Below are 24054 nucleotides of genomic sequence, written 5' to 3' on the forward strand. Positions count from 1 at the left end.
AATGACATAAACGTGAAGCTTATTTGGCATACCCTTTTTTAAATCATTTCCATTTTTTTACATAAAAATAGGTTGTAGTGAAATGAAGCGGGATTTTTTGAAATACTTCTGTCCAAGGCTCCTAGCTCCCATCAAAAGAGTTACTTCATTTTGATTCAGCTTAAAGTCGAGACCATTAAACAATCGCTGTTCATCGATTTCCTCATAGGAGAAAGAAAAGTTTCGTACCTCTATTATCGGCTTCTGCCGTCCCTTAAGCACTTTCATAATTCCGCTTCCTCTGCAATTCTTTTCCTAAAGCATAGCCTCGGAGCACACCGGTTTTGGCGAGCTGGTCACTAAGCCATTTGCCGAGGACCCCCGAAATCAGGGCCGCACTGATGATCCGTACGATCAGTGTCGAGACAATCAGCCACGGTGCCAGGGCAATCATCCCGGCTGAATACAAATGCCAGGCAAAACTGACCACGGCAGTGGATATACCAGATAATACAAGAACCCGCAGCCGATAATCCTTCCACCCGGTCAGGGCAAAAGCAAACTCTGCCCCTGCCCCTTGGATGGCAGCGGAAAGAAGCAGCCCCGGTCCTGCCGCCGAACCGAGCAGGATCTCAACCACCCCCGCAATCACTTCTGCGGTGAAAGCAACACCGGGTTTTCGCAGGATGTAGGCCGCCATGATCGAGACAATGAACCAGATACCGTAAATCACCTCATAGCCAAATGGTGCCAGCCCGAATGGCGCAAGGATATTGCGGATCCCTTCGCCAACCAGAAAGAATAGTAGATAGATGACCCCGAATACCACCCCTAAAATCGACATCAGGACAATTTCTTTCAATTTCCATTGCTTCGTCATAAAAGCATCCCCCCCCTTATGCTTTATTGGACGGACTGTTTGCTGAAATGGTAAAGGACATGGTGACATGGGAAACCTCCTCCTGCACACTGTCAAAGGACTGATGCAGCGCCCCGAATATATCCTTCACATCTCCGTCCAGCCTTGTTGCGTAATGAGAAGCGCTCACCTCAACATTGCGGTGTTTGGAAAGATCGATCTGTTCATAGATCGCATCCATATAGTCCTCCCTCCCCATCGGGTAAAGGGAAAATTTGCAGCCTGCTTCCTGAGAGACCTGATTGGATTTTGCTTCATTCAGCGGTGTATCCGCCTCATCCATATAGGAATCTGCATCCGTATCCCCGGGGCAGCCGATAGAAAACGTACCGCTCATCGCCACATGCTCTCCTGTTTTTGCCGCATACAAAAAGAGCGCCTTAGTCACATCAAACACATGTACCATCTTCCCACGCACACACGTGCTCACATCATCGGTATCCTTCCAAACCTTCGACGTGTCCACCTCTTCCAGTACCCCTAAAATAATATCGACGAACTGATCACTCATCGGATACAGGGTGAACTTGCACCCGGCGATTCTGCTTGTTCCGCAGCTGTTGTTGCTCATGTTTCTCCTCCTCCTTGGTTTTTAGTCACAAAAAAACTGCACTCCCGAGGGAATGCAGTTTGAACGTATATAGCATAATCGCTTTCATTAATCATACAGTGAACTGCACTTCCCCACGCTGGTATTATCCAGTTCGGGTTCAAAGGGTCAGACACAAAATCCTCTCAGCCGCCGCTTCCGGCAGCCCCCCTAGTGTTTATCGGTTATGCAGTTTTCATGTAGCTTCATCATAAATAACTTTTGGAATTTTGTAAAGGCGTTGCAGCAGATTAGGTTTCATCCCCTAGCTATTTTTTATTAGCTGCTATGAGTATACTCGCATTATTAATTGGCCATTCTATATTATAGGTTATCGGCAAATGATGACACAAATCACCACAAGTCCAGAAAATACCCAGAATGATAAGTTCTTTAATAAGGAAAAACAAAATAAGACTGATTTGGTCAAAGTTGTTGATAAGATTGGACAAAATAACAATCAGTGGAGGTTTTCAAATGAAAAAATCTAAATTATTGTTCCTATCCGTATTCTTAATAACCGCTGTGATGCTTTCCGCTTGTGCGTCAGATGATAATGAAGGTGAGTCAACAAATAGAGATACGGAGCAAAATAAAGAAATTGAACATGAGACAGGAAAAGTCGTTAATAAAAATGTGAAACAAGATAATGCAGCCTCTTTAAAAGAAGGGATTGAAAAAGTATTAACTTCCCTTCAAGAATTAAAGGAAACCGTTAAATCTTCACCCAATGATGTCGAAAAAATAAATAAAGAAGGGAAAGCCCTATCAGAAAGTTGGGAACCCATCGAAAAAAAGGTAGAAAAGCGGAATGCTGGTGCTTATGAAAATATTGAAGAGAGTCTGTATCCGCTCATCGCTGAAGCACAAAAAGAAAAACCAGATATAAATAATGTGAAACAGCTGATTGAAGAAGTAACCAACAAACTCAATCAATTCAAAGAAAAGCTCTCATCTTCTTAACGCGGATTTAGCAGTCATTCTTATAGATCACCCTCATATGTTGTAACCGCTTGCCTAATCCAATACGCCCAATTAATTAATGGAATGAATTGACTGTTTAAGCTGTGAAACTAGGTACACTTGTTTACGAACTCCGGGGGGGGGCATACATGTGAGACGCTCACCAGCAGACTGAATACAGAACCCCCATAGCCAGGATCCAGCAAAATACCTGGGAAAATTATTTTTATTCCAGGGCCTTCCTCTTTATTTCACTTCAAATCCTTTTCCTGATTGGCAAGCCAATAAGCAGCAAGTGCAGCGGCACCTGCACGCGATCCAAAGTCAACACTATCACTATTTAAAAATTCAAGAGCTTTATTGCTCCCTCGACTTAATGTCAAGGGAGCATCGATATTTTCATCTGCAAACTCCTCTTCAGCCCAGCCAAACTCTTTAAGTACTAAACTTGTCGGTGAATAATAAGCATAATCAAGTCGAATTTCACTCAGTGAACCATCAGCATTTTCATCAGATCCACACCCTGCGACAAGCAATACTGTATACGTACCATTTACATAAGAAACATATGGAGATTGATATGTTCCTTTAAAAAGTCTGCATACTTTATGGCAATGTCGGTTATTGGCTTTCCAGAATGGACAGTAGCCATCGTCTCAGCTCCTTTATTTCATCAATCTTTTCCGCTGTATAATGACGCTGTACAATTTTTATAAAAGCTTTTCTTATAACCCGAGTATCTTGCTGCCTACTATTATTATATCCATATTAATGTATATTTGCTACATGTAGAATGATAGTCACACAGCAATATTCAGGCGGTAAACTTACACCCTGGCTTTTTTGTTAAAAAGCAGTGTTCTCAACCATATCCACAGTGTTATAATTTATTAATAAGACTTGCAGGATTGAACTCCATCTTAATGCACGAGGAGGAAAACAATGAAAAATAACAAACTTGCGATTATAGGTATGGGTCATGTAGGTTCATATGTACTTGCGGATGCCATGAAAGTCGGTCTATTTTCAGAAATTGTCGTTATCGATCAAGACAAAAATATCGCTTTTGGTGAAGCCCTTGACCAGGCACACGCAACTTCTCTCACTTATATGACGAACGTTCATGTTCACGCTGGTGATTATCCGGACCTGAAGGACGCAGATGTCATTATTTGTGCAGCTGGCCCAAGTATCATCACAACCGAAGACAATAAAAAACCTGACAGGGCCTTGTTGGCAAAAGAAAACGGAGAAATTATTCGTGAAGTCATGACAGGGATTACGCAATATACAAATGAAGCCATTATTATTTTCATTACAAACCCATTGGATTCCATGGTCTATATTGCTGAAAATGAATTTGATTACCCGAAAGGACGCATCTTTGGTACAGGAACCATGCTCGATTCTGCAAGGCTGCGTCAAGTCATTGCAGCAAATTACCGTGTTGATCCCAAAAGTGTCACAGGTTACATGATGGGAGAACATGGCCTGACTGCTTTTCCCGTCTTTAGCCGCTTGAATATCCAGGGATTTGGTGAAAAAGAATTGGATCATTATTTCAAGGGGAAAGAGCCGCTGGACAGAAAAACATTTGGTCAAAAAGTAGTGGATGCGGCTTACGACGTGTTAAATGGGAAAGGCTGGACCAACGCTGGGGTTGCCCAAGCTGCCATTACACTGGCTAAATCAGTTTTATTAGATGAACGAAGCGTTTACCCTGTTTGCACGACATTAAACGGACAATACGGCTATCATGGCGACGTCGCGTTAAGCATGCCGTGCATCATTGGCAGGAATGGCGTGGAACAACAATTAGAGATTGAATTAGATCATGAAGAGGTGACGCTATTACAGCAATCAGCTGCCTATATACAAGAAACAATGAAGATAGCGAAAACGGGAAAAAGTAACTAAGAAATCCTTGTTACTTTGGCCAGGTTTCTTTTTTCTTGTATCCATAAAGTCCCCCGGATATGCCTGATCCAATATATATTTTAATATTCCGGTATATGCCGGGGGCGTATCTACCGGAGAATGCAGCAATTCCCGTGGCCATGTCAATATAGTTCATTCGATTTTTAGCAACCACGCCTTCCTGACCCAAAGGCGCCGCCACATCAGTAGTGTGGCATGTGACGGTTTCGCTTCCTACGCTGCCAGGTCGCAAAAATCACGCCCCCCACGATAAACAGCGAACCGGTCATCTCCGGAACGGTAATCGGCTTTTGCAGCAGGAGAACACCCATCACCATGGCGACGAACGGCTCCAGGTTGGATAGAATGGACGCTTTTGAGGCATCGGCATAACGGATATGATGATTCCAGACAAGGGTCGCTATGCCATGAACAACAATCGCTGTCACGATCAGGAGACCCCATCCCTGCCAGTTCCCGCTTAGTGTCACCGGATTATCCATAACAAAGACGACCGGCAACGATACAATCAAACCAATGACGTTTGAATATAACGTTGTGATCACAGGGCTTATGCGTTGGGATAAAATCCGGGTGATAATAATCAGGATGGCAAAAGAAACCATGGTGATAACAATCCACAACAAACCGCGCTCAAGATGGAGTGCGGCACCTCCCTCACTCACGACAAAATAAATACCAATGATCGCAATAATGGAGCCAAGGAGCATGCGCGATGTGAATTTTTCCTTTAAAAAAACAGCTGCCAGAACCCCTGTTAAAATGGGAGCTGTGGCAAGAATCAGTGCCGAAGTTGTGGAATCGGCGGTGACCAGCCCTTCAAAAAAAGACCACTGATTGATAAACACCCCCACCACCCCAAGCAGGAGAATCCATACCCAGTCACGCGGTGAAATTTTCCGGAGCCCATGTCTCGGCAAAATGAATATCATTAAGAAAAAGACAATAAATAATAATCGCAGTGATGTTAAAGCTGCCGGTGAGAAGTCATTCACAAGTATTTTTCCAAAGACAAAATTGCTTCCCCAGACAGTCACACAAAATGTCAGCCACAGGTAGGTTTTTAACATTATATCAGCTCTTTCTGTCCTCATGATGTCAATACTTTATTTTAGCCATTCGAGTGGCCGTTCACAAATGAAACAGTTTGTCCGCCGTGATACGAAAATCGAGCCTCTACTAGTGATGTGCGCGCCTCTTACATTGATGGGCGTGCCTCTACCATTGATCGCCGCGCTTCCACCGTTGATAACCGCGCGTTCACCATTGATCGCCGCGCTTCTACCGTTGATAACCGCGCGTTCACCATTGATCGCGGCGCTTCTACCTTTGATAGTCGCACCTCCACCGTCGATGTCCCCGCCTTCACCGTTGATACCAGCGCTTCTACCATTGATGGGCGTGCCTCCACCCTGACGCTCGCGCAGAGGCCGCTTAATGAATAAATTTGGTTTTTCGTGTTTTCTTTACCCTCTTGTTCCATAAGTCAATAAAAGCACGCTTTCTCCTTCTTTTTGGGCCTATGAAAATAGCCAACATACCAACGAACCCATAAATAATAAACGCAGGCGTATAGCCCCACGCTTCAATGAACCACCCGGCGAATAATGAACCGATCACTTGCCCGACTGCCAAAAGTAAAAATGGTACGGCAATACCCAAGGATGCATTCGTAATAAATACACGGATGCCCCACACAAGAAGCACGCCGGTGATAAATATATAAAAACAGCCAAAGATTGCGGCTGACAAGTAAGATACAAACAAGTTTTCAGGCGCCAAGGCCAGAATAATCGATGCAGAAGTAATCAATAAACTTCCCAATTTATAGGCAAAAGGCAGTCCTCCCTTTTCAATCAGCGAACCGGAAAACCCACCCAATACACCAAATAAGCCAATAATAATCCAAAAACCGGAAAGTTGCCAGCCGCTGTAATCACCGGCAACTTCAATAAACGTTCTGGAAAACGTCCAAAAAGGTGCTGTGGAGATCCCTAGAAATAAAGATGCCAAAACCAAAGAGGCGGCTCCTTTTACGCCACGTATGGAGAGTTTCCCTTTTTCAAACCTAAGATCCGAACGCACCCCATCTTTCGGAATAGCCCGGAAATTCCATACTAATACCAAGAATGTCAGGAATGCATAGATGAGATACGTCAGTCGCCAATTCGTACTTAATAAAATCGCTCCTGCTCCAGAAAGCGCTATGCCGATACTTGTGCCTGAATTAATCCATGTATTCGCTCTACCTTGTTTATCCTCCTTCATCCAAAGTGATACCGCTGCCCCGTAAGGCGGGGACACCAAACCAGTACTTCCGCCGGCAAGCAATACGCCTAAGGCAAGCACCCAAACATTTGGCGTGATTGCGATCAACAGCAAGCCAACAAAAGCTGACAGTCCAGCCGAGAAAATCATCTTCCCTGGCCCTTCTCTGGTCGTCATCACTGTGGATAAAACGATCGTGAAGCAATAGGCAACATAAAACAACGACGAAACCATTCCCGAGACAGACTCAGACATATCCAGTGATTCACTCATCCCGGGAAGAAGCAAGCCAAAACTAAATCTCGCCAAGCCATAAGTGACCGCAATCATAGCAACACCAGGTAAAACCAGCTTCGAAAACCGCATGATATCCATCCTAACTTTAAAATATATAGAACGACCTTTCTAGTTGAGGGTCAAAAAAATTACGATGTGTTTTGGACAAGCGTCCGCGCCATCGCAATCGAATATTGTGTTGCCTTCTCAGCGCCAATCAGTGTCGTCATTGACGTCGTGCCTTCGAGCAGCAATGTCATTTGGTTTGCCAGGTCACGTTCGTTATCTTTGCCTTTCTTTTGAGCCAATTCCTGAAAATATTTGAGCAGTCTATATTTATGGCCTTTCGCAATACTCTCAACTTCATCATCAAATCCCGAATAATCCATAATGGCTCTTAAAAACATGTCGCCATTATAGGATTGTTCCTTCAACCAACGTCCATGAGCCTCAACAGCAAGGATGAACGGCGAATCCGAATCCATTTCCACATGGGAATCCAAATAAGACCAATAGCGCTCTTCCCGCTGCTTCAGTACTTCTTCAACCAAATTGTCCTTGGATGAAAAGTGGTTGTATAGCGTCATGGTCGCGACATTGGCTTCATTAATAATTTGCTTCAATCCTACACCTCTGAACCCATGCTCATAAAATAACCGTTCAGCCACTTCCAGTAACGTTTCTTTTTTAGCAGATCGAGTCATGTTACCTACTTCTCCTTCAATTAGATAGAATGACCTTTATACTCTCTAGTTTAACATCCGACCTGGCTTATGGTCAATTGTTTGGTTCATACCTCTTCTTTCTCCACTTGATTTAAAAAATGATGCTGGCTATTCCTGCTTTCACTCCCGCGCTTTAGCAAGTAACACTCACTAGATCCGCTTCACCCCTATAATCGAACCATTTTTAAATATGGGGGCATGAAACTGAAAAATATTTTTAAAATATTTGAGTAGAGCATGCCACTTTTTTAGCAGTTGTTTCGATTATAAAGGTGAGAAGGGAAGCAACTCGCCCAGAGAGAAACAGTATCTCATGTTTCAAGTTCTTTTGACACATGAATGGTTGAAGTTTCAAGCTGACGCTGTATCTTCAAAAAATGAATCATGTGAGGATAAGCCCGGGAGTAAAGCCCCATCACGATATTTTCAAATCATCAATCGAATTGAGAATTCTACCTACTTCCTGCTCACCAGCCGCTTCCCAACGGCTTTTGTCCACTATATTTCCATCCTTGTCAAGAGGCGTTTGGAATTGGCTGAAGCCTGTTGTTGTCAGCAATGAATTGCCATCCCATTCCAATCCCGTGTTTACCACATGTTTGATGACGTATGGCGTCCGGAATTGCAAACAAGCATTAGCACTGTCAAGCTGCCCTTCAATGACATCAAACGGTATTCTTATATAGATTGTCTCGCCGCCTTCCCGGCATAGCACCATATCAAATTTGCCGCGGTCATATTCCCAATTCCCGCAAAGTGTGTATCCATTAGACCGAAATGTTCTGTACACATCACCAAAATAGGCTTTTTTTCCTTCCATTTCCGTTTTCAATTTTAACACACATCATCACTCCCTGATTAAGATATCTGAATAAGTTGTAAGTACTTATCAGCAACGTAAAATAACCCGGGCATCTTCTCCTGCCTCGATGAAATACCGTGAAAAGTATTTATGCGTATTATTCACCTGCAAATGGAAATAATACCTAAAACATGAGGTTTTTTTACGAATGAAGGATGATGATATGAAACTATTCCTGGTCGCAGGCAGTATTGTATTGTCTGTCGTCATGTACTTAACCCAAAACCACTGGTACAGACTCCGCTTTATTTTTAATGTGGCAGCCGTCATATGTGCCCTGATATTCGGTAATATCACGTCACTGTCAATTTACCAGATCATCAAAGATGGAACAGTCATGATGACAGCTATTCATGCGGTATTCTTAAATCCACTATTTTTAATGACGGGCTCCTTTTTAGGGTTATATATGATCTACCGTATTCTTGCAGCAGTGATAGAGGAATAAGCCTTAATTCAGATTGAAAAGCATAAATGTGCGCCCCGTTGTACCAAAGGAAAAACCTTTAGCATAGGTTAATTTAGGTATATGCTCATTTGGTACAGCGGGAGTGATCATCATGGATTCGGCATGGGCGTTTCTACAGGAAATGGTTCATCTTTATATAATTGCACTAATCGGATTTATCGTACGGAAAATGGGTGTGTTAAATCAAGACACTGATTATGTGCTGACACAGCTCATTTTATATGTGACGCTTCCTGCCCTGATTTTATTTTCACTGGATATCCCTTTTTCATTTTCTTTAATGAAAGAATTCCTTTTACTCTTGGGCATGTCTGCTTACATCCTGCTGCTATCCATTTTCCTTGCTGGATGGATGCGGAGGCGTTCAATACTTGTTGATAGACAGAAAAGCGTTTATGAAGGACTTATCATCTTTGGGAATCAGGGGTATATTGGCTTCGCAGTCATTTTCGCCGTTTTTGGAGAGCAGGGGATTGTTTATTTAACCATGTTTAACTTGATTTATTTCATTCTTATATGGACGTATGGCATTTACTTGTTCACAAAGGACAAAGCGCAGATAGCCTGGAGGAACATTATTTTAAATCCTGGTGTGGTTTCAACATTAACTGGCATATTGGTGTTGTTTCTTCCCATCAGTTGGCCGGGTTTATTAACAAATACATTTGAAAGTGTGGGAAAAATGACAGTCCCACTTTCGATGATCTTAATCGGCAGTTTGATTGCCAATATAACTTACCAAGACTTTGGTTCTCTGATGAAAAATACGTATATTTGGAAGGCAGTCATACTCAAGCTTCTCATCATTCCACTACTGCTGCTTCCTTTTGGAGCTTTTTCCATCCCATTCTCTTTACTCATGATAGCCGTTCTTACAGCAGGCATGCCTTCCGCCCCAACGATGTCACTTTACGCTCAAAAGTTTGGAGGTGACACACATTTTGCCTCTTTAGGTGTCATGATTTCCAGTTTATTAGGTGTCCTTACGATTCCATTGTTATATATTGTTTTACACCTGATTCATTAAAAAGAGAACCGTTATAAAATAACTCATCACCAAAAACCAAACCGCTCGATGTCCATATGATAAGGACGAGCGGCTTTGACTTAAATGTTATCCATTATTAAGAGTTCCCGTGTTCTCGCTGCTGCAATTGTATTTCACCATCCGTGATGGCATACACTTTGTCACAATAGTCCAACAAGCGTGTATCGTGTGTTACCACAATCGTTGTTTTATTTCGTTTCTTGGTCAAATCGTTAAGCATTTTCATGACTTCAAATGCCCGATCCGTATCCAGTGATGCAGTCGGTTCGTCTGCCAGGAGGATACTGGGGTCGCTGTAAAGCCCTTTCGCAATCGCCACACGCTGACGCTCGCCACCGGAAAGCTCAGATGGGTACTTGTCTCTTAATGGCTCAATACCCAGCGACTGATATAAATCCTGCAATTCATCTTCAGAGAGATTATTTGTTTTCACTTTATCCAGTAATGTCATTTGTTCATCCACTGTCAGAAAAGGAACCAGGTTAGACGCCTGAAGAATAAATCCAATCTCATGCAAACGAACGTGGGAGCGTTTCTTTTCCTTCATCTGTGTTATATTATGACCGTTTATCATTACTTCCCCATAGCTGGGCGTTTGCAGACCACCGGCAATTGTCAGGAATGTACTCTTGCCGGATCCTGATGGCCCAACCACCACAATCAATTCGCCACTGTCTGCAGTGAAATTTGTTTTGTCAAGAGCTTCCACCATTGTATGCCCTGTCCCAAATACTTTATTGACTTCATGCATTTCCAGTGCTGGCATAATTTAACCTCCTATCGCTTTCAACGGGTCAATTTTCACGATCGTTCTGACTGATATGAATGCGCCTAATACAGATACAGCAATCAAAACCAACCCATACAACAGCATGGTCAAATAATCAAATGCAACAGGTACTGCAGCCGGCAGAAAGAATCCAGTCAAAATTGTTAGTAAAAAGCCGATTGCAACACCAGCAACAGCCAACTGGAACGTTTGGGCAACAACAGACTTTGCCAAATACTTACCGGGGATCCCCTGTGCTTTCATAACGCCGAACATACTTACTTTTTGAATGGTCAACACGTAAAGGAAAATGGCCAATATGACTGCTGAAATAATAAACAAGAAATAAATCATAAAGGTTAGCGTCAAGTTCTGTGCGGTATAGCCTGGAAGGTTTTCGATAAATGTCGATGTCTCTACGACCTGTAATTCGTCATCAACGGAGACATCCGCTAAATTGTCTCCACGAACGACAAAACCGTTCACCACACCTTCATTATTGTCTGCTGCCTCACCAAAGCGAACTTGCTGTAACGTATCCATATTCGTATATAAAACGGGCGCAGCATTGAAGCGGGCGTTGTCTGTGAATCCTACAATTGTTAAAACCGTATCTGAAGACGATATCTCAAGTTCATCCCCTATCTGAAAACCCTCTTCCTGCAAGGTGTCGTCCGCAATGACTTCTCCTTTTTCCGAAAATGATTCCCCTTCAGTTACGTCAGGCATAATCAATTTATCTTCTTTGATACCAAAGATCGACACATTGGATTGACGTTCCCCCACACTGGCAATGGCATTTAATTGGCCTAACGCCGCATAAGCTTCTACCCCTTTACCATTAAAATCGTCTATATTCATATTGGAGCGGGGCAGATTTATGTCAGACTCCTCTGTCAGAATGATACCATCCGCATTCCATTTATCAACGGCTTCCCGGTTTAATTGCTCCAAACCATTCGCTAATCCCGACAGGAAAAACACAAGATAGGAAACAAGAACCAATACCCCTGTTATCAGGGTATAGCGCAGTTTATTATATTTGATTTCCTTCCATGCTAAAAACATCGCATCCCTACTCCTTAATTTATCGATTGATAAGCAAACTGCATAAACCATATATATGAACGATTCCTTCGATTAATGTATCACAGCTTCATAAACCTTATCAATTGATAAGTTATTTGCAAAACAAGAGACTTCACGCACTGAAGCTGCATTCATCCTCTTGGGATCAAGATTTGATCGTCCCATGCAAAATCAGGTCCACAAGTAATGAATACTGTCCCGCTAACGATTCAGATTGGTATTTCAATGCAGACATCGTTTGTCCCATTGTCAACAAACAAAAGCGAGCTGCTTCTTCCGGTGAAATGGTATCTCTTAATAAACCATAAGCCTTCATCTCTTCAAAAATTTCAATAAACGGATCCAAATATGTTTCCTTCCATAATAAATAAATGTGATGACGATTTTCTTCTTTGAATTCAACGAAAATGTCATGAACCATATTCATAATACTCGAGGGGTGCTCCTTTGATAACACCGCCAGCATAGTCTCCAAACGTCCAGGCATCGTCTCTGCAGATATAGCTTCTATTTTCACTTGTATGTTCGCAACGAATGATTCAAGCATTGCAATATACAATGATTGCTTGTCCGAAAAATGGTAATAAAGAGCAGGCTGGGTGATTTTACATTTTGCAGCAATTTCCCTGGTCGTCACCGCTCTATAACCTTTTTCCATGAATAGCTCCCGTGCCACCTTTAAAATTCGATCGCGCGTCCATTCTAAGTCTTCGTTGTTTGTCCGAGATTTTTTCATAAAGAACTCCTTTATAGACCTTTCATTACCAACTATTTTACATAATTTCGCGTCCATTGACATCTTTAATCTCAAATAAAGGAATTCCGGCCACAAAAAATGAGATTGTTGCTCCCATAAGGTTTGCAACAATCCCATTTTGATTATGGTTTTTAAATGTCAATCCTTATCACGAAACGGTTCATTCTCTTCACTAAATTCCGTCGCGTAATTCATATTCCCGGATCTTCTAACACCATCATTACTATGCTCGTCTTCATGCATCGGGTCAAATAACAATGGCAGGCAAAACAGAGCTCCAACGCCGACAAGCGTATACACAACCCTCGCCAGACCAGCGTCCTGTCCACCAAAAAGTGCTGCAACTAAGTCCCACTGAAACAATCCAATTAACCCCCAATTAAGCGCACCGATAATGACTAATACCAGGGCAATGCGTTGAATGGTTCTCATGATGACACCTCCTAACTTTTAAAAGTTACTTCTCACCTTCAAAAACCGCTAATAACTTTAACAGTGAAGAATATTCCATCTTATTATTTAAAGGATCGCCTGATTCTATACAATGATTTTACAAATCATTTTGTTCCGGACAATGGATGTTCTTACAATTAAAGAATTTTCACTTCCCTCCACAGGCATTTGAAATATGTTCATTCAGGATAAAAACTAGAAACATTACATATATTCCGCATATCCAAATTAAAAGAAATTTGTTACAATAGTTGTAGTCAATATCTCCTAAAAGCATTTATTAGAATTAACTTTTAACGGAGGTGGTTAGTTGCTACTGGCTCACATTAGGAACAGTGACTTTGCTGAGCAATCTGTTCAAACTCACTTGGAAGACGTCTCTTTAATTGCACGTCAATATGGGAATTCTGTAGATTTGGGTGCTCACGCGGAATTAGCAGGTTTTTTACATGATATGGGTAAATTCACACAGCATTTTACAACGTATTTAAAAAATGCTGTGTTCAAACAAGAAGTCACCGGGAAAAAAATTGATCATTCGACTGCAGGCGCAAAATACTTATACGACAATTATTATGATACGAATACTCTCCAGAATTATGTCGTAGAAACAATTGGAATGGCGATTTTATCCCATCATTCGGGATTACAGAATTTTGTGCAGCTTGATTTTAAACCGTCCGATTATTTAAGGCGCGTGACCAACGAAGAATTGCCTCACTATGATGAGGTGGTTCAAAACTTTGAATCGATTAAAGGAAACGTTGAGAAAGTAAAAGCTCTTATTGAAGAAGCAACAAACGAGTTTCGGGAATTCATGGGAAAAATAAAGCCGCTTGCAAAGCCCATTGTTTATTTGAATCTGATGCAAAAACTGGTATTTAGTTGTTTGGTTGATGCTGATCGTACTAATACCAGATGTTTTGAGGAAAATGAAGAGTATAATAATAATGTGTCAAAAAGCGAAACCGTATTTAAGAATGGCTATAATGAGCTAATGGCTCAAGTTACGGAATGGGAGCAACAGCAAGTGACCCCAATCAATCAATTGCGGAATGAACTTTCGGGAAAATGTGATCAGTTCGCAGGCAAGTCCTCCGCCATCTATACATTAACCATTCCAACCGGTGGTGGTAAAACCTTTGCGAGCCTGCGTTACGCACTAAAACATGCGCAAAGTCATCATAAATCACGGATTATTTATGTTGTGCCTTACACAACAATTCTGGAGCAAAACGCAGAAGCCGTGAGAAATATAATTAAGCAGCCAGAGGCCGTACTTGAGCATCATGCCAATGTAATAGACGATGATAATTTGGATGATGAAATGGATTATTATCGTATTAATAACCACAAACAACTGCAATTAGGTAGGGATAACTGGGATTATCCGATTATTTTTACCACAATGGTGCAATTTCTGGATGCTTTTTTCCAAAAAGGGACACGAAAAAGTCGCCGATTACATAACCTGACTAATTCGGTTATAGTTTTTGACGAAGTGCAATCAGTTCCCTATCAGCATACTGAGTTGTTCAATACAGCAGTGAATTTTCTTCATACAGCAGGCAATAGCAGTATCGTATTATGCACGGCGACACAGCCTGCGGTCGATAAGATGGACCTTCCAGTTGTATTAGATGACAATACAGAAATGGTTCCAAACCTTAATGAAACGGTAGAAGCATTTAGACGAGTGTCCTTTCATAATAAGGTAGAACGTGAAGGTTGGGACACAGAACAAATAGGGGATTTTGTTAAGCAGCTTATACAGAAATTGGACTCTGTATTGATTATATTAAACACGAAAACAGCGGCTAAAAAATTATACGAATGCCTCGCGGAACAGAAAGATGCTTATGTTGTCCACCTAAGTACATCAATGTGCCCCGCGCATCGCAAGGAAAAACTGACAGCCATTAAACGTAAATTAGGGGACGAAAAAGTTATTTGTATTAGTACGCAGCTTATTGAAGCTGGTGTTGATATTAGCTTTGCATCTGTTATCAGGTCTTTAGCCGGGCTAGATTCAATTGCCCAAGCAGCAGGACGTTGTAATCGAAATAAAGAAGTTGAAATAGGTGATGTTTATCTTATACGCGCGAAAGATGAACGCCTGTCAAAACTTCCTGAAATCCGCATTGGCGGGGAAGTAACAGAAAATTATATCCTGTCTGATTCCCAGTATGCTGACCATTTATTAAGTCCTGAAACGATTAAGACTTATTTCACGCATTTTCACGAACAAGCTAAGCGTGAAATCTTGAAAACTCCAAAGGGATTGGATTATGAATTATTGGAACTGCTAGACGGATCGTTCTCATCGAAAAAACAACCTCAGACAAAGTCAACGGGAATGTTTAAAACAATCGAACGTTATTTTGAAGCAATCTCCTCACCTACAACTGGAGTTCTAGTGCCATTTGGAGAGGGCAAAGATATTATTGCTCGTTTAAACGAAAATATAAAAGATCCTGTATTATTTAACCGATTGATGAAACAAGTTCAGCAGTACAGTGTAAACCTTTACGATCATGAGTTACATACATTGAGTTCTGAAAATCTGATTACACCGCTTTTTAATGGGACGATTTATTGTCTGAATGATAAGGCTTATAACAAGCAATACGGCGTTACATTAGAAGGAAAAGCAGCGCTGGATAATTATACTTTTTAAGGAGGTGAAACTAATGAGAAATCAGATCGAATTTATTGTCCATGGTAAATATGCTCTGTTCACCGATCCTGTGACACGGATTGGCGGAGAAAAATTTACCTATCAAGTACCAACGTATCAGGCATTGAAAGGAATTGTCGAATCGATTTATTGGAAACCGACTATTACATGGTATATCGATGACGTTCGCGTGATGAATGCAATTCAAACAGAAGTAAAGGCTGTTCGTCCAATAAAATATCAAAATGACGAAAATGATTTAATGTACTATACGTATTTACGCCACCCAGCGTACCAAGTCCGGGCTCATTTTGAATTTAATGAGAACAGGCCGGATCTCGCCTATGACCGTAACGAACACAAGCATCATAATATCGCAAAGCGTTCGGTTAAAAGAGGTGGACGAAGAGATGTCTACTTAGGGACCAGGGAATGTCAGGGGTATGTTGAAGATTGTATTTTTGGAGATGGCGAAAGTTTCTATGATAATTATGGAGAAATCAATTTTGGACCGATGTTTCATGGATTCACTTATCCGGATGAAGGGGATCGGGAATCATTTCAGGCACGTTTATGGGTGCCAACCATGAAGGACGGTATTATTTCATTCGAACGACCTGAAAACTGCGAAATTGTTAGAACCATACACAAGGATAGCATGAAACAATTTAAGAAGGGAACTAATTTCACGCCAGTCGATGACGAATATAAAACAGTATTTAAGGAGGTGGACCAATGAGTTGGATGCAGCAATTAGCTGACGTTTATAAACGCAATGAATCACACATTGGAGAATTTGAAGAGCGGCGGAACCAGCGCATAACATTGCTGCCAGTTTCACATGTCATGCAGGGTGCCCAAATAGAGATACTTATCACACCCGATGGCGAATTTAAAAGTGCTAAAGTTGTTGACAAAGAAAACTCGCGAACGATTGTCCCGGCCACAACTGATTCTGCAAATAGAAGCGGTGCTAAAATTGCGCCCCATTATATTCATGACAAATTACAATATGTCGCAGGGGATTTTCTTGATTTTGGAGGGCCAGAAAAGCAAAAAGAACATTTCAATGTTTATTGTGAGCAAATGAAAAAATGGGCTGAGTCAGCAGATGCTCCGCAAAAAATCAAGATTATTTATTCGTATATATCAAAAGGGAATGTAATAGACGATTTAGTTAATGAAAAAATCCTCCCTGTTGATGATCATCAACAAGTGGTTGATAAATGGCCAAACGATCAAAAAGATGAAAAGCCGGAAATTTATAAATTAGTCCCAGGCAGCCCCCTTTCAGCTTTTGTTCGGTTTGATGTGTTACATGAAGCACCGAACGACCCTGTCGTATGGGAAGATCGTAACCTATTTGGTAACTTTATAGACTTTTTAGAAAGGACACATACACAAGAACAAGGTTTGTGCTATGTGACTGGAGAATATACAACCTTAACGACTCAACATGGATCTCGCATTAGAAACGCCGGTGATATGGCAAAATTAATCTCGGCTAATGACAGTTCAGGATATACATATCGTGGTCGCTTTGCTGAGGCAACAGAAGCAGTTCAAATCGGCTATGACGTATCACAGAAGTCTCACCATGCACTAAGATGGCTCATCCAAAGGCAAGGAACGTATATTGATTCACGTTACTTTGTCTCATTTGGTTTAGAACAGCCGGATGTGCCTGATCCCTTTGACAGTACACGTGAATTGATGGATGAAGATATTTTTGCTGAAAGTCTACAAGATTTAGGGGCAGAACAAGCCTTAACTGAAGACCTTGTAAGTGAAGAACTCAATAAAGCATTACAAGGCATTAATCACCATCTGGACAAAGAGAACCTTGAAAATATTGTTGTCATGGCGCTTGATGCAGCTACCAGCGGACGTTTAGCCATTGTCTACTACCAGCAAATCAGTGCTTATCTATTCTATAAAGCTATTCTTGAGTGGCATATGTCCTGTAGCTGGCTGCAGACATATAAGGATGAAAGCACAAATAAAACAAGGTCCTATGTCGGCACGCCTTCTACCTATCGTATTGCTGAATCCGTTTATGGAAGCAAGGCAGACAGCCGCATCAAAAAAGATTTATATTCACGATTGCTACCTTGTATTATTGAACGAAAACGGATTCCAAGAGATATTATACAGACTATCTTTAATCGTATTAAAAATCCGTTCAGTTTCACCAATTCTAATGAATCATGGCAGGCAACACTCCAGGTTGCATGCGCACTGATAAATAAACAATATGAAAGTGAGGGATATACAGTGGCATTACAGGAAGATAATCATTCACGTGACTATTTATTTGGTCGTTTACTTGGCATTGCTGAAGTTATGGAAAAAAGAGTTCTTGAAAAACGTGATGAAAAAAGATCTACCAATGCAACCCGTTATTTCAATGCTTTTACACAACATCCGGCGCGAACCTGGATGGTCATCCGCAAACAGTTAGCTCCTTATTTTGAAAATTCAAGTGATAAAACTGGTTACTACGCGATGCTTTTGCAACAAGTTGAAAACAAATTAAGTACTGAACAGATGACTGACGATTCACTCAAACCCATATTTTTACTTGGCTACAGCAGCCAAATTCAAACTCTGTATACAAAAAAGGAGGAAAATAAAAATGACGGCATTGAAGCATAAGATTGATTTCGCAGTTGTATTTACAGTCGATAAAGCTAATCCAAATGGTGATCCGCTCAACGGTAACAGGCCTCGTCAGGATTTTTACGGACATGGGGAAGTATCAGATGTAGCACTTAAAAGAAAGTTAAGAAACCGTCTGCAAGATGAGGGGGAGCCAATACTCGTACAGTCTGACGAAAGGCGCTCGGATGAATATCGCAGTATTAAAGACCGTGTTGATTCTGTGGAGGAACTGAAAAAGCTACTAACAAAATCTAAAGCAACTGGTACTGATGAGCAAACCGCTGAAATGCTTGCCAGTAACACCTGGTATGATGTGCGTGCATTCGGACAAGTCTTTGCCTTTAAGGGAACTAAGATGTCTATAGGAATAAGAGGTCCTGTATCGATTCACACAGCAACCAGTATTGATCCAGTTGATATATCAAGTATGCAAATAACAAAAAGTGCTAATTCAATAACCAACGAGAAAGATCCCGGTCAAAAAACATCAGATACTATGGGAACCAAACATCGAGTCGATTTTGGCGTCTATATCTTTTATGGCAGCATCAATCCACAACTCGCTGAACAGACAGGATTCACGTATGAAGATGCCGAAAAACTTAAAGCATCATTAAAGACATTATTTGCAAATGACGCTTCTTCAGCAAGACCTGATGGGAGTATGGAAGTGAATAAAGTGCTTTGGTGGGAACATAATTCGAAGTTAGGACAATATTCTTCTGCTGCAGTACATCGCACAGTTGATGTTCGTCGAGTAAAAGAGGATTTACCTCACTCAATTGAAAATTATGAGATTACAGTTAATAAATTAGACGGATTGGCTGTCGAAGAATATGACGGATTATAAAGAAGAGGACCATCTGTTATTATCAGGATTACAGCATTTTGTCTTTTGTAAAAGACAATGGGCATTGATTCATATTGAGCAAGAGTGGAAAGAAAATGTGCTAACAGTTGAAGGGAATAATCTTCACGAAAAAGCAGATGACCCTTTTGTTCGCGAAAAAAGAGGAGAAACCATTTACGTTCGTGCATTACCAGTTCACTCAAGAGAACTCGGCATTAGTGGGATATGCGATATGGTTGAATTCGTTCAGGACAACGATGGCATCCCACTCAACCAGGAAGAAGGCCTTTACCGCGTAAAACCAATTGAATACAAGCGCGGGGAATCCAAAAAGCATAATGCTGATATTCAACAATTAGTTGCACAGGTCATCTGTCTTGAGGAGATGCTGGTAACTACCATTAATGAAGCAGTGCTGTTTTACAATCAAACGAAACGTCGTGAAAAGATAACGATAACTGAGGACATGAAACAACAAGCCGTAACAATGATACAAGAAATGCATCATTATTATAAGAATAGACACACACCGAGAGTAAAGACAGGTAAGCATTGTCTGCGTTGCTCACTGCGGGATATATGTTTGCCAAAATTATTGGAAAGAGAGAAAGTATCTACGTACATGAATAGGATGTTGATAGATTGAAACAATTATTAAACACTGTTTATGTTTCTGAACCTGATATGTATTTAGCTTTAAAAGGAAAAAACATCAACTTACTAAAAAACAAGGAATCTATTGCCCGTATTCCGCTTCATAACATTGAATCAATAAGTACTTTTGGACATCAGGGGGCGAGCCCAGCACTAATGGGAGAGTGTATGGAGCAAAACATTAGCTTAACTTTTTTCACCAGCAGTGGTCGCTTCCGAGGCCGTCTAACCGGTGAAGTAAATGGTAATGTCACCTTGAGAAAAAAACAATATCGTATATCCGATAATGAAGAAGAAAGTGCTCATATTGCCAGCCATATGGTTGCAGGAAAAATTTTTAACAGTGAACAATTGATGAAAAGGACAACCAGAGACCATGCATTAAGAGTTGATGTCAGCCAAATGAATCAAATCATTGACAGACTGCATAGTTCGAGAATTGAAGCAATGACTTGTAATGATTTAGATGAATTGCGTGGTATTGAAGGAAACGCAGCAAATGCTTATTACAGTGTATTTGAATCATGTATTTTGCAGCAAAAAGATATATTTTTCTTCAACGAACGTAATCGAAGACCGCCCTTAGATCCGGTTAACGCTTTACTTTCCTTTGCTTATTCTTTACTTGCCTCTGAATCGGCTGCCGCACTCGAAGGAGTTGGGCTGGATTCCTATGTGGGCTTTTTGCACCGGGACAGACCTGGGAGAACGTCATTAGCTCTGGATATAATGGAAGAATTACGACCAATCATTGCCGATAGATTTGTCTTAAAAATGATTAATCGAAAACAGTTAACCAGTAAAGATTTTATTACCAAAGAAAATAAGGCAGTGATCCTTACAAACGAGGCTCGCCGTAACTTTTTACAGCTATGGCAAAAAGAAAAACAGGAAGAGGTAACCCACCCTTATTTAAAAGAAAAAGTATCTTGGGGATTAATCCCTCACGTCCAAGCATTATTATTGGCTCGTTATTTACGCGGAGACCTTGAAGCGTACCCCCCTATTTTAATAAGGTAGGTGATAACATGTTAGTTTTGATAACATACGATGTACAAACCTATACTGAAAATGGAAAAAAACGTTTACGTAAAGTAGCCAAAAAATGCGAAGAATATGGTGTGCGTGTGCAAAACTCTGTGTTTGAATGTATCGTCGACAGTGCTCAATTAAAACAATTGGAAATAGCACTGGAAGAAATTATAGACTCTTCAGTTGATAGTCTACGTTATTACCGATTAGGTAAAAATCATGAGACCAAAGTAAAACATATTGGTGCCAAGCCTGCGATAAAAGTTGATAAACCCTTGATTTTTTAAAAAGCGAACCATAAGCGAACATAAAAATATTGGGGGGTTCGCGCAAAATTTTAACGATCTCCTCCCCAAACAAGTGTAAATTAACATATGAGAAATTGATTATAGTGGTCACAGATCAATATATAGTGCTGAAAGAATTACAACATCTATATCTCGCAGTCGCTCCCTTAGTTGGGAGCGTGGATTGAAATTTCTCTTTGTGGTTTGCCGCATTCTTGGCATTTATGTCGCTCCCTTAGTTGGGAGCGTGGATTGAAATCGATTGAAGGAGGCGAAATACAGTCGTTCAGAAAGTCGCTCCCTTAGTTGGGAGCGTGGATTGAAATACGGAATCACTTTGGACGAGGAGTTTAGCGCCGCGTCGCTCCCTTAGTTGGGAGCGTGGATTGAAATCATACCTCACCGATTGAATGATTTTATCCTTTTCCGTCGCTCCCTTAGTTGGGAGCGTGGATTGAAATGCTGCGTTTGATTAACGTTATTTTCGGCATCTATGTCGCTCCCTTAGTTGGGAGCGTGGATTGAAATAATAACGCCACAGCCGTCGTCGTCTTGCCCGTCCGTCGCTCCCTTAGTTGGGAGCGTGGATTGAAATCTGTAATGATAAATAATTTAGGTTTGTCTGTTATTGTCGCTCCCTTAGTTGGGAGCGTGGATTGAAATTTTCAAAGGCAGAGGTTCTTCGCGTTCCTCTGCCGTCGCTCCCTTAGTTGGGAGCGTGGATTGAAATAATAATAACGGAAAGTGGGAACTCGGAACACCCAGTCGCTCCCTTAGTTGGGAGCGTGGATTGAAATACAAAATGAATTTTGCTGGCCCAATTGGAAGCTCGATAGTCGCTCCCTTAGTTGGGAGCGTGGATTGAAATTTTGTTGTTACTAAATATAAAGGTGAGGTAAAAGGGTCGCTCCCTTAGTTGGGAGCGTGGATTGAAATTTTTTGTTTCTCTCGTTGACGATAAAATTGTTATGGTCGCTCCCTTAGTTGGGAGCGTGGATTGAAATTTACTTGATATAAGATTAACCGTCCGACTTTTGGTCGCTCCCTTAGTTGGGAGCGTGGATTGAAATCGTAATGGCTTATACACCCACACACGATTTTTATGGTCGCTCCCTTAGTTGGGAGCGTGGATTGAAATACCCACGACGAATCGAAGAAAATTATCAGCGCCTTGTCGCTCCCTTAGTTGGGAGCGTGGATTGAAATACCTTTATTGGCATAATCTTGTTGGATTTGTTGTAGTCGCTCCCTTAGTTGGGAGCGTGGATTGAAATATAACTGGGTTATGGAAAATGCAACAGATGTTAAGTCGCTCCCTTAGTTGGGAGCGTGGACAGTACATTCTCAGTCCGCTCAAGCTTTGAGAAAACTGGAAATTTATACTGTAATTCGTAAACTTATGCTAGTTTAGTATAATATAATTAAACTAGGGGGAAATATCACATGACAAAAAATAGAAAGCATTTTGATGCGAACTTCAAGCAAGACGCTGTTAATTATTATTATACATCTGGCAAAAGCTTGAAGAAAGCAGCTGCCGATTTGAAGATTGGTGAATCTACATTGGGGAAGTGGGTGTCAGCCGCTAAAAACAACAATGGTACCGTTGAGCATAGAGGATCAGGTAATTACAGTTCCGATGCCGAAAAAGAAATTGCACGCCTAAAGAAAGAATTACGAGATTCACAGGATGCGTTAGAAGTATTAAAAAAGGCTATGGGCATACTGAGCAATTAACAGAATCTATTTATACAGCAACCCGTCAAGAATCTGAGAAACGCACGATTTCTGTTAACAGTGTGCTCAAAATATTAGGCGTTTCTACATCAGGGTATTACAGTTGGAAAAAACGCGTAGTTTCTGACCAAGAAAAAAGAAAGCAAGCAATGAAAGAGGAAATCGCTCAAATATATAATGAATCCCTTCAGATTTACGGTGCGCCTAAAATAGCGTCCATCCTGCAATCCAGAGGTCATGTCATCACTGAAAAGACGGTTGGTAACTACATGCGTGAGGAAGGTATTAAAGCTATTTGGGTACGTCCATATGTTCGAACGACCATTGATCCCGATTTTGATAGGAAGCTGAAAAACATTCTGGATAGGGACTTCAAACCAGCAGCTCCCAATACCGTCTGGGTTACGGATATAACGTATGTGCATACCCTGGAAGGCTTTATTTACCTCACCAGTGTTATGGATCTTTTTTCAAGGAGAATCATTGGCTGGCGTGTATCGGATAGTTTAGCCACGGAGCATGTCATCGAAGCCATTGAAAAAGCAAAAAGAAGCCGAGAGCTAAGTCAACCAATTATTATTCACAGTGACCGTGGCTGTCAGTATGTATCCAAAAGCTATATTGAAGCAACACCAGCAGGTCAGTATATACGCAGTTATTCTACTAAAGCAAATCCCTGGGATAATGCATGTATTGAATCTTTTCATGCATTAATAAAACGTGAGTGGCTTAATCGTTTTGTGATTAAAAATCTGAAACACGGCCATGAACTGATGTTTGAGTATATAGAAGCATTTTACAACACCGTTAGAATTCATGGATATTGTGGAATGGTATCACCATTTGACTTCGAGGCTAATTTCGCAAGTTAAAGAATTGTTGTCAGGGAAATGAGCCACTACTCAGGTTTGGCGGTATAACCACAGCGGAGCTGCTTGCCCTTGACCGCTGTGCCACTTCTTAGTGATCGCTGTTAGGGGTCGGGGCCCCAACAGCGGAACTTAGAAGTGATTGTCCATGGTACGCTGGCTGTGCGGATGGAGCCCTAAAGG

Annotated in this window: 27 protein-coding genes, 1 CRISPR repeat array and 1 riboswitch; of the genes, 14 read left to right on the forward strand and 13 right to left on the reverse strand. The window is 41.3% G+C overall.

From position 1 onward, the window contains the following. Positions 1-57: 57 nt before the first annotated feature. Genes E4U82_RS14920 through E4U82_RS14930 form a run of 3 tightly spaced genes read right to left on the reverse strand, consistent with a single transcriptional unit; the run spans position 58 to position 1469 of the window. The gene (locus E4U82_RS14920) at positions 58-267 is read right to left on the reverse strand and encodes a hypothetical protein (RefSeq protein WP_135110956.1); all 210 of its coding nucleotides are present in this window, start codon (positions 265-267) and stop codon (positions 58-60) included. Further along, a complete protein-coding gene (locus tag E4U82_RS14925; protein ID WP_135110957.1) occupies positions 254-859 on the reverse strand; it encodes an ECF transporter S component in 606 nt (201 codons plus the stop codon). The genes E4U82_RS14920 and E4U82_RS14925 overlap by 14 nt, the downstream gene beginning before the upstream one ends. A gap of 16 nt (positions 860-875) precedes the next feature. After that, positions 876-1469 carry a YkoF family thiamine/hydroxymethylpyrimidine-binding protein gene (locus E4U82_RS14930; protein ID WP_135110958.1) on the reverse strand — a complete coding sequence of 198 codons (594 nt, stop codon included), beginning with the start codon at positions 1467-1469 and terminating at the stop codon, positions 876-878. Between the two features lie 93 nt (positions 1470-1562). Continuing rightward, a riboswitch (TPP riboswitch) is annotated at positions 1563-1670 on the reverse strand. Positions 1671-1828: 158 nt separating this feature from the next. Here E4U82_RS14930 and E4U82_RS19980 point away from each other — a divergent pair. Together E4U82_RS19980 and E4U82_RS14935 are read left to right on the forward strand one after the other, a co-directional pair. Further along, positions 1829-1978, forward strand: a complete 150-nt coding sequence (locus E4U82_RS19980) for a hypothetical protein (RefSeq protein WP_167751440.1) — start codon at positions 1829-1831, stop codon at positions 1976-1978. Then, the gene (locus E4U82_RS14935) at positions 1965-2450 is read left to right on the forward strand and encodes a hypothetical protein (protein WP_135110959.1); all 486 of its coding nucleotides are present in this window, start codon (positions 1965-1967) and stop codon (positions 2448-2450) included. The genes E4U82_RS19980 and E4U82_RS14935 overlap by 14 nt, the downstream gene beginning before the upstream one ends. A gap of 251 nt (positions 2451-2701) precedes the next feature. Here the strand turns inward: E4U82_RS14935 and E4U82_RS14940 are convergent, their stop codons facing one another. Next, positions 2702-2986, reverse strand: a complete 285-nt coding sequence (locus E4U82_RS14940) for a type 2 periplasmic-binding domain-containing protein (RefSeq protein WP_425339531.1) — start codon at positions 2984-2986, stop codon at positions 2702-2704. 406 nt (positions 2987-3392) lie between these two features. Between E4U82_RS14940 and E4U82_RS14945 the strand changes: the two genes are divergently transcribed. After that, entirely contained in the window at positions 3393-4367 is a 975-nt protein-coding gene (locus E4U82_RS14945; protein ID WP_135110960.1) for an L-lactate dehydrogenase, read from the forward strand. Between the two features lie 203 nt (positions 4368-4570). Here the strand turns inward: E4U82_RS14945 and E4U82_RS14955 are convergent, their stop codons facing one another. The 5 genes from E4U82_RS14955 to E4U82_RS14975 all read right to left on the reverse strand — a co-directional run bounded on the left by E4U82_RS14955 (position 4571) and on the right by E4U82_RS14975 (position 8498). Continuing rightward, positions 4571-5458 (reverse strand): DMT family transporter, encoded by an 888-nt coding sequence (locus E4U82_RS14955; protein ID WP_135110962.1) that lies wholly within the window; start codon positions 5456-5458, stop codon positions 4571-4573. Positions 5459-5586: 128 nt separating this feature from the next. Further along, positions 5587-5781, reverse strand: a complete 195-nt coding sequence (locus tag E4U82_RS14960) for a hypothetical protein (RefSeq protein WP_135110963.1) — start codon at positions 5779-5781, stop codon at positions 5587-5589. Between the two features lie 41 nt (positions 5782-5822). Beyond that, on the reverse strand, positions 5823-7022 hold the full coding sequence (locus tag E4U82_RS14965) for an MFS transporter (protein ID WP_135110964.1): 1200 nt from the start codon (positions 7020-7022) through the stop codon (positions 5823-5825). A gap of 59 nt (positions 7023-7081) precedes the next feature. After that, positions 7082-7636, reverse strand: coding sequence for a TetR/AcrR family transcriptional regulator (locus E4U82_RS14970; protein WP_135110965.1), 555 nt, complete (start codon positions 7634-7636; stop codon positions 7082-7084). A 436-nt stretch (positions 7637-8072) separates the two neighbouring features. Then, on the reverse strand, positions 8073-8498 hold the full coding sequence (locus tag E4U82_RS14975) for a YugN family protein (RefSeq protein ID WP_135110966.1): 426 nt from the start codon (positions 8496-8498) through the stop codon (positions 8073-8075). A gap of 169 nt (positions 8499-8667) precedes the next feature. Between E4U82_RS14975 and E4U82_RS14980 the strand changes: the two genes are divergently transcribed. Next, on the forward strand, positions 8668-8967 hold the full coding sequence (locus E4U82_RS14980; RefSeq protein WP_245183605.1) for a transposase: 300 nt from the start codon (positions 8668-8670) through the stop codon (positions 8965-8967). A 112-nt stretch (positions 8968-9079) separates the two neighbouring features. Beyond that, entirely contained in the window at positions 9080-10015 is a 936-nt protein-coding gene (locus tag E4U82_RS14985) for an AEC family transporter (protein WP_135110967.1), read from the forward strand. Positions 10016-10112: 97 nt separating this feature from the next. Here E4U82_RS14985 and E4U82_RS14990 read toward each other — a convergent pair whose 3' ends face one another. From E4U82_RS14990 to E4U82_RS15005, 4 genes are all read right to left on the reverse strand, one after another. Next, positions 10113-10802, reverse strand: a complete 690-nt coding sequence (locus E4U82_RS14990) for an ABC transporter ATP-binding protein (RefSeq protein WP_135110968.1) — start codon at positions 10800-10802, stop codon at positions 10113-10115. A 3-nt stretch (positions 10803-10805) separates the two neighbouring features. After that, entirely contained in the window at positions 10806-11873 is a 1068-nt protein-coding gene (locus tag E4U82_RS14995; RefSeq protein WP_135110969.1) for an ABC transporter permease, read from the reverse strand. A 166-nt stretch (positions 11874-12039) separates the two neighbouring features. Continuing rightward, positions 12040-12630, reverse strand: coding sequence for a TetR/AcrR family transcriptional regulator (locus E4U82_RS15000; RefSeq protein ID WP_135110970.1), 591 nt, complete (start codon positions 12628-12630; stop codon positions 12040-12042). 159 nt (positions 12631-12789) lie between these two features. After that, positions 12790-13083 carry a DUF378 domain-containing protein gene (locus E4U82_RS15005; RefSeq protein ID WP_135110971.1) on the reverse strand — a complete coding sequence of 98 codons (294 nt, stop codon included), beginning with the start codon at positions 13081-13083 and terminating at the stop codon, positions 12790-12792. Positions 13084-13414: 331 nt separating this feature from the next. Here E4U82_RS15005 and cas3 point away from each other — a divergent pair, with 331 nt between their 5' ends. From cas3 to E4U82_RS15050, 9 genes are all read left to right on the forward strand, one after another. Further along, positions 13415-15781 (forward strand): CRISPR-associated helicase Cas3', encoded by a 2367-nt coding sequence (cas3, locus tag E4U82_RS15010; protein WP_135110972.1) that lies wholly within the window; start codon positions 13415-13417, stop codon positions 15779-15781. 13 nt (positions 15782-15794) lie between these two features. Then, a complete protein-coding gene (cas5c, locus tag E4U82_RS15015; RefSeq protein ID WP_135110973.1) occupies positions 15795-16520 on the forward strand; it encodes a type I-C CRISPR-associated protein Cas5c in 726 nt (241 codons plus the stop codon). Positions 16521-16525: 5 nt separating this feature from the next. Beyond that, positions 16526-18436: a type I-C CRISPR-associated protein Cas8c/Csd1 gene (gene cas8c / locus E4U82_RS15020; RefSeq protein WP_167751441.1), complete on the forward strand. Its 1911-nt coding sequence runs from the start codon at positions 16526-16528 to the stop codon at positions 18434-18436. Further along, complete coding sequence (gene cas7c / locus E4U82_RS15025) at positions 18417-19292, forward strand: type I-C CRISPR-associated protein Cas7/Csd2 (RefSeq protein WP_135110975.1); 876 nt, start codon at positions 18417-18419, stop codon at positions 19290-19292. The genes cas8c and cas7c overlap by 20 nt, the downstream gene beginning before the upstream one ends. Next, positions 19279-19938 (forward strand): CRISPR-associated protein Cas4, encoded by a 660-nt coding sequence (cas4, locus tag E4U82_RS15030; protein ID WP_135110976.1) that lies wholly within the window; start codon positions 19279-19281, stop codon positions 19936-19938. The genes cas7c and cas4 overlap by 14 nt, the downstream gene beginning before the upstream one ends. Next, positions 19935-20966: a type I-C CRISPR-associated endonuclease Cas1c gene (gene cas1c, locus E4U82_RS15035; RefSeq protein ID WP_135110977.1), complete on the forward strand. Its 1032-nt coding sequence runs from the start codon at positions 19935-19937 to the stop codon at positions 20964-20966. Before cas4 ends, cas1c begins: the two co-directional genes overlap by 4 nt. A gap of 8 nt (positions 20967-20974) precedes the next feature. Continuing rightward, a complete protein-coding gene (cas2, locus tag E4U82_RS15040) occupies positions 20975-21265 on the forward strand; it encodes a CRISPR-associated endonuclease Cas2 (protein WP_135110978.1) in 291 nt (96 codons plus the stop codon). 158 nt (positions 21266-21423) lie between these two features. Then, positions 21424-22606: a CRISPR direct-repeat array (repeat unit 33 nt; unit sequence GTCGCTCCCTTAGTTGGGAGCGTGGATTGAAAT). A gap of 102 nt (positions 22607-22708) precedes the next feature. Continuing rightward, a complete protein-coding gene (locus tag E4U82_RS15045; protein WP_135110979.1) occupies positions 22709-23002 on the forward strand; it encodes a transposase in 294 nt (97 codons plus the stop codon). Between the two features lie 8 nt (positions 23003-23010). Further along, complete coding sequence (locus E4U82_RS15050) at positions 23011-23874, forward strand: IS3 family transposase (protein ID WP_135110980.1); 864 nt, start codon at positions 23011-23013, stop codon at positions 23872-23874. The last annotated feature ends 180 nt before the right edge of the window (positions 23875-24054 follow it).

This window comes from Lentibacillus salicampi (assembly GCF_004565465.1).
Classification (GTDB): domain Bacteria; phylum Bacillota; class Bacilli; order Bacillales; family Amphibacillaceae; genus Lentibacillus; species Lentibacillus salicampi.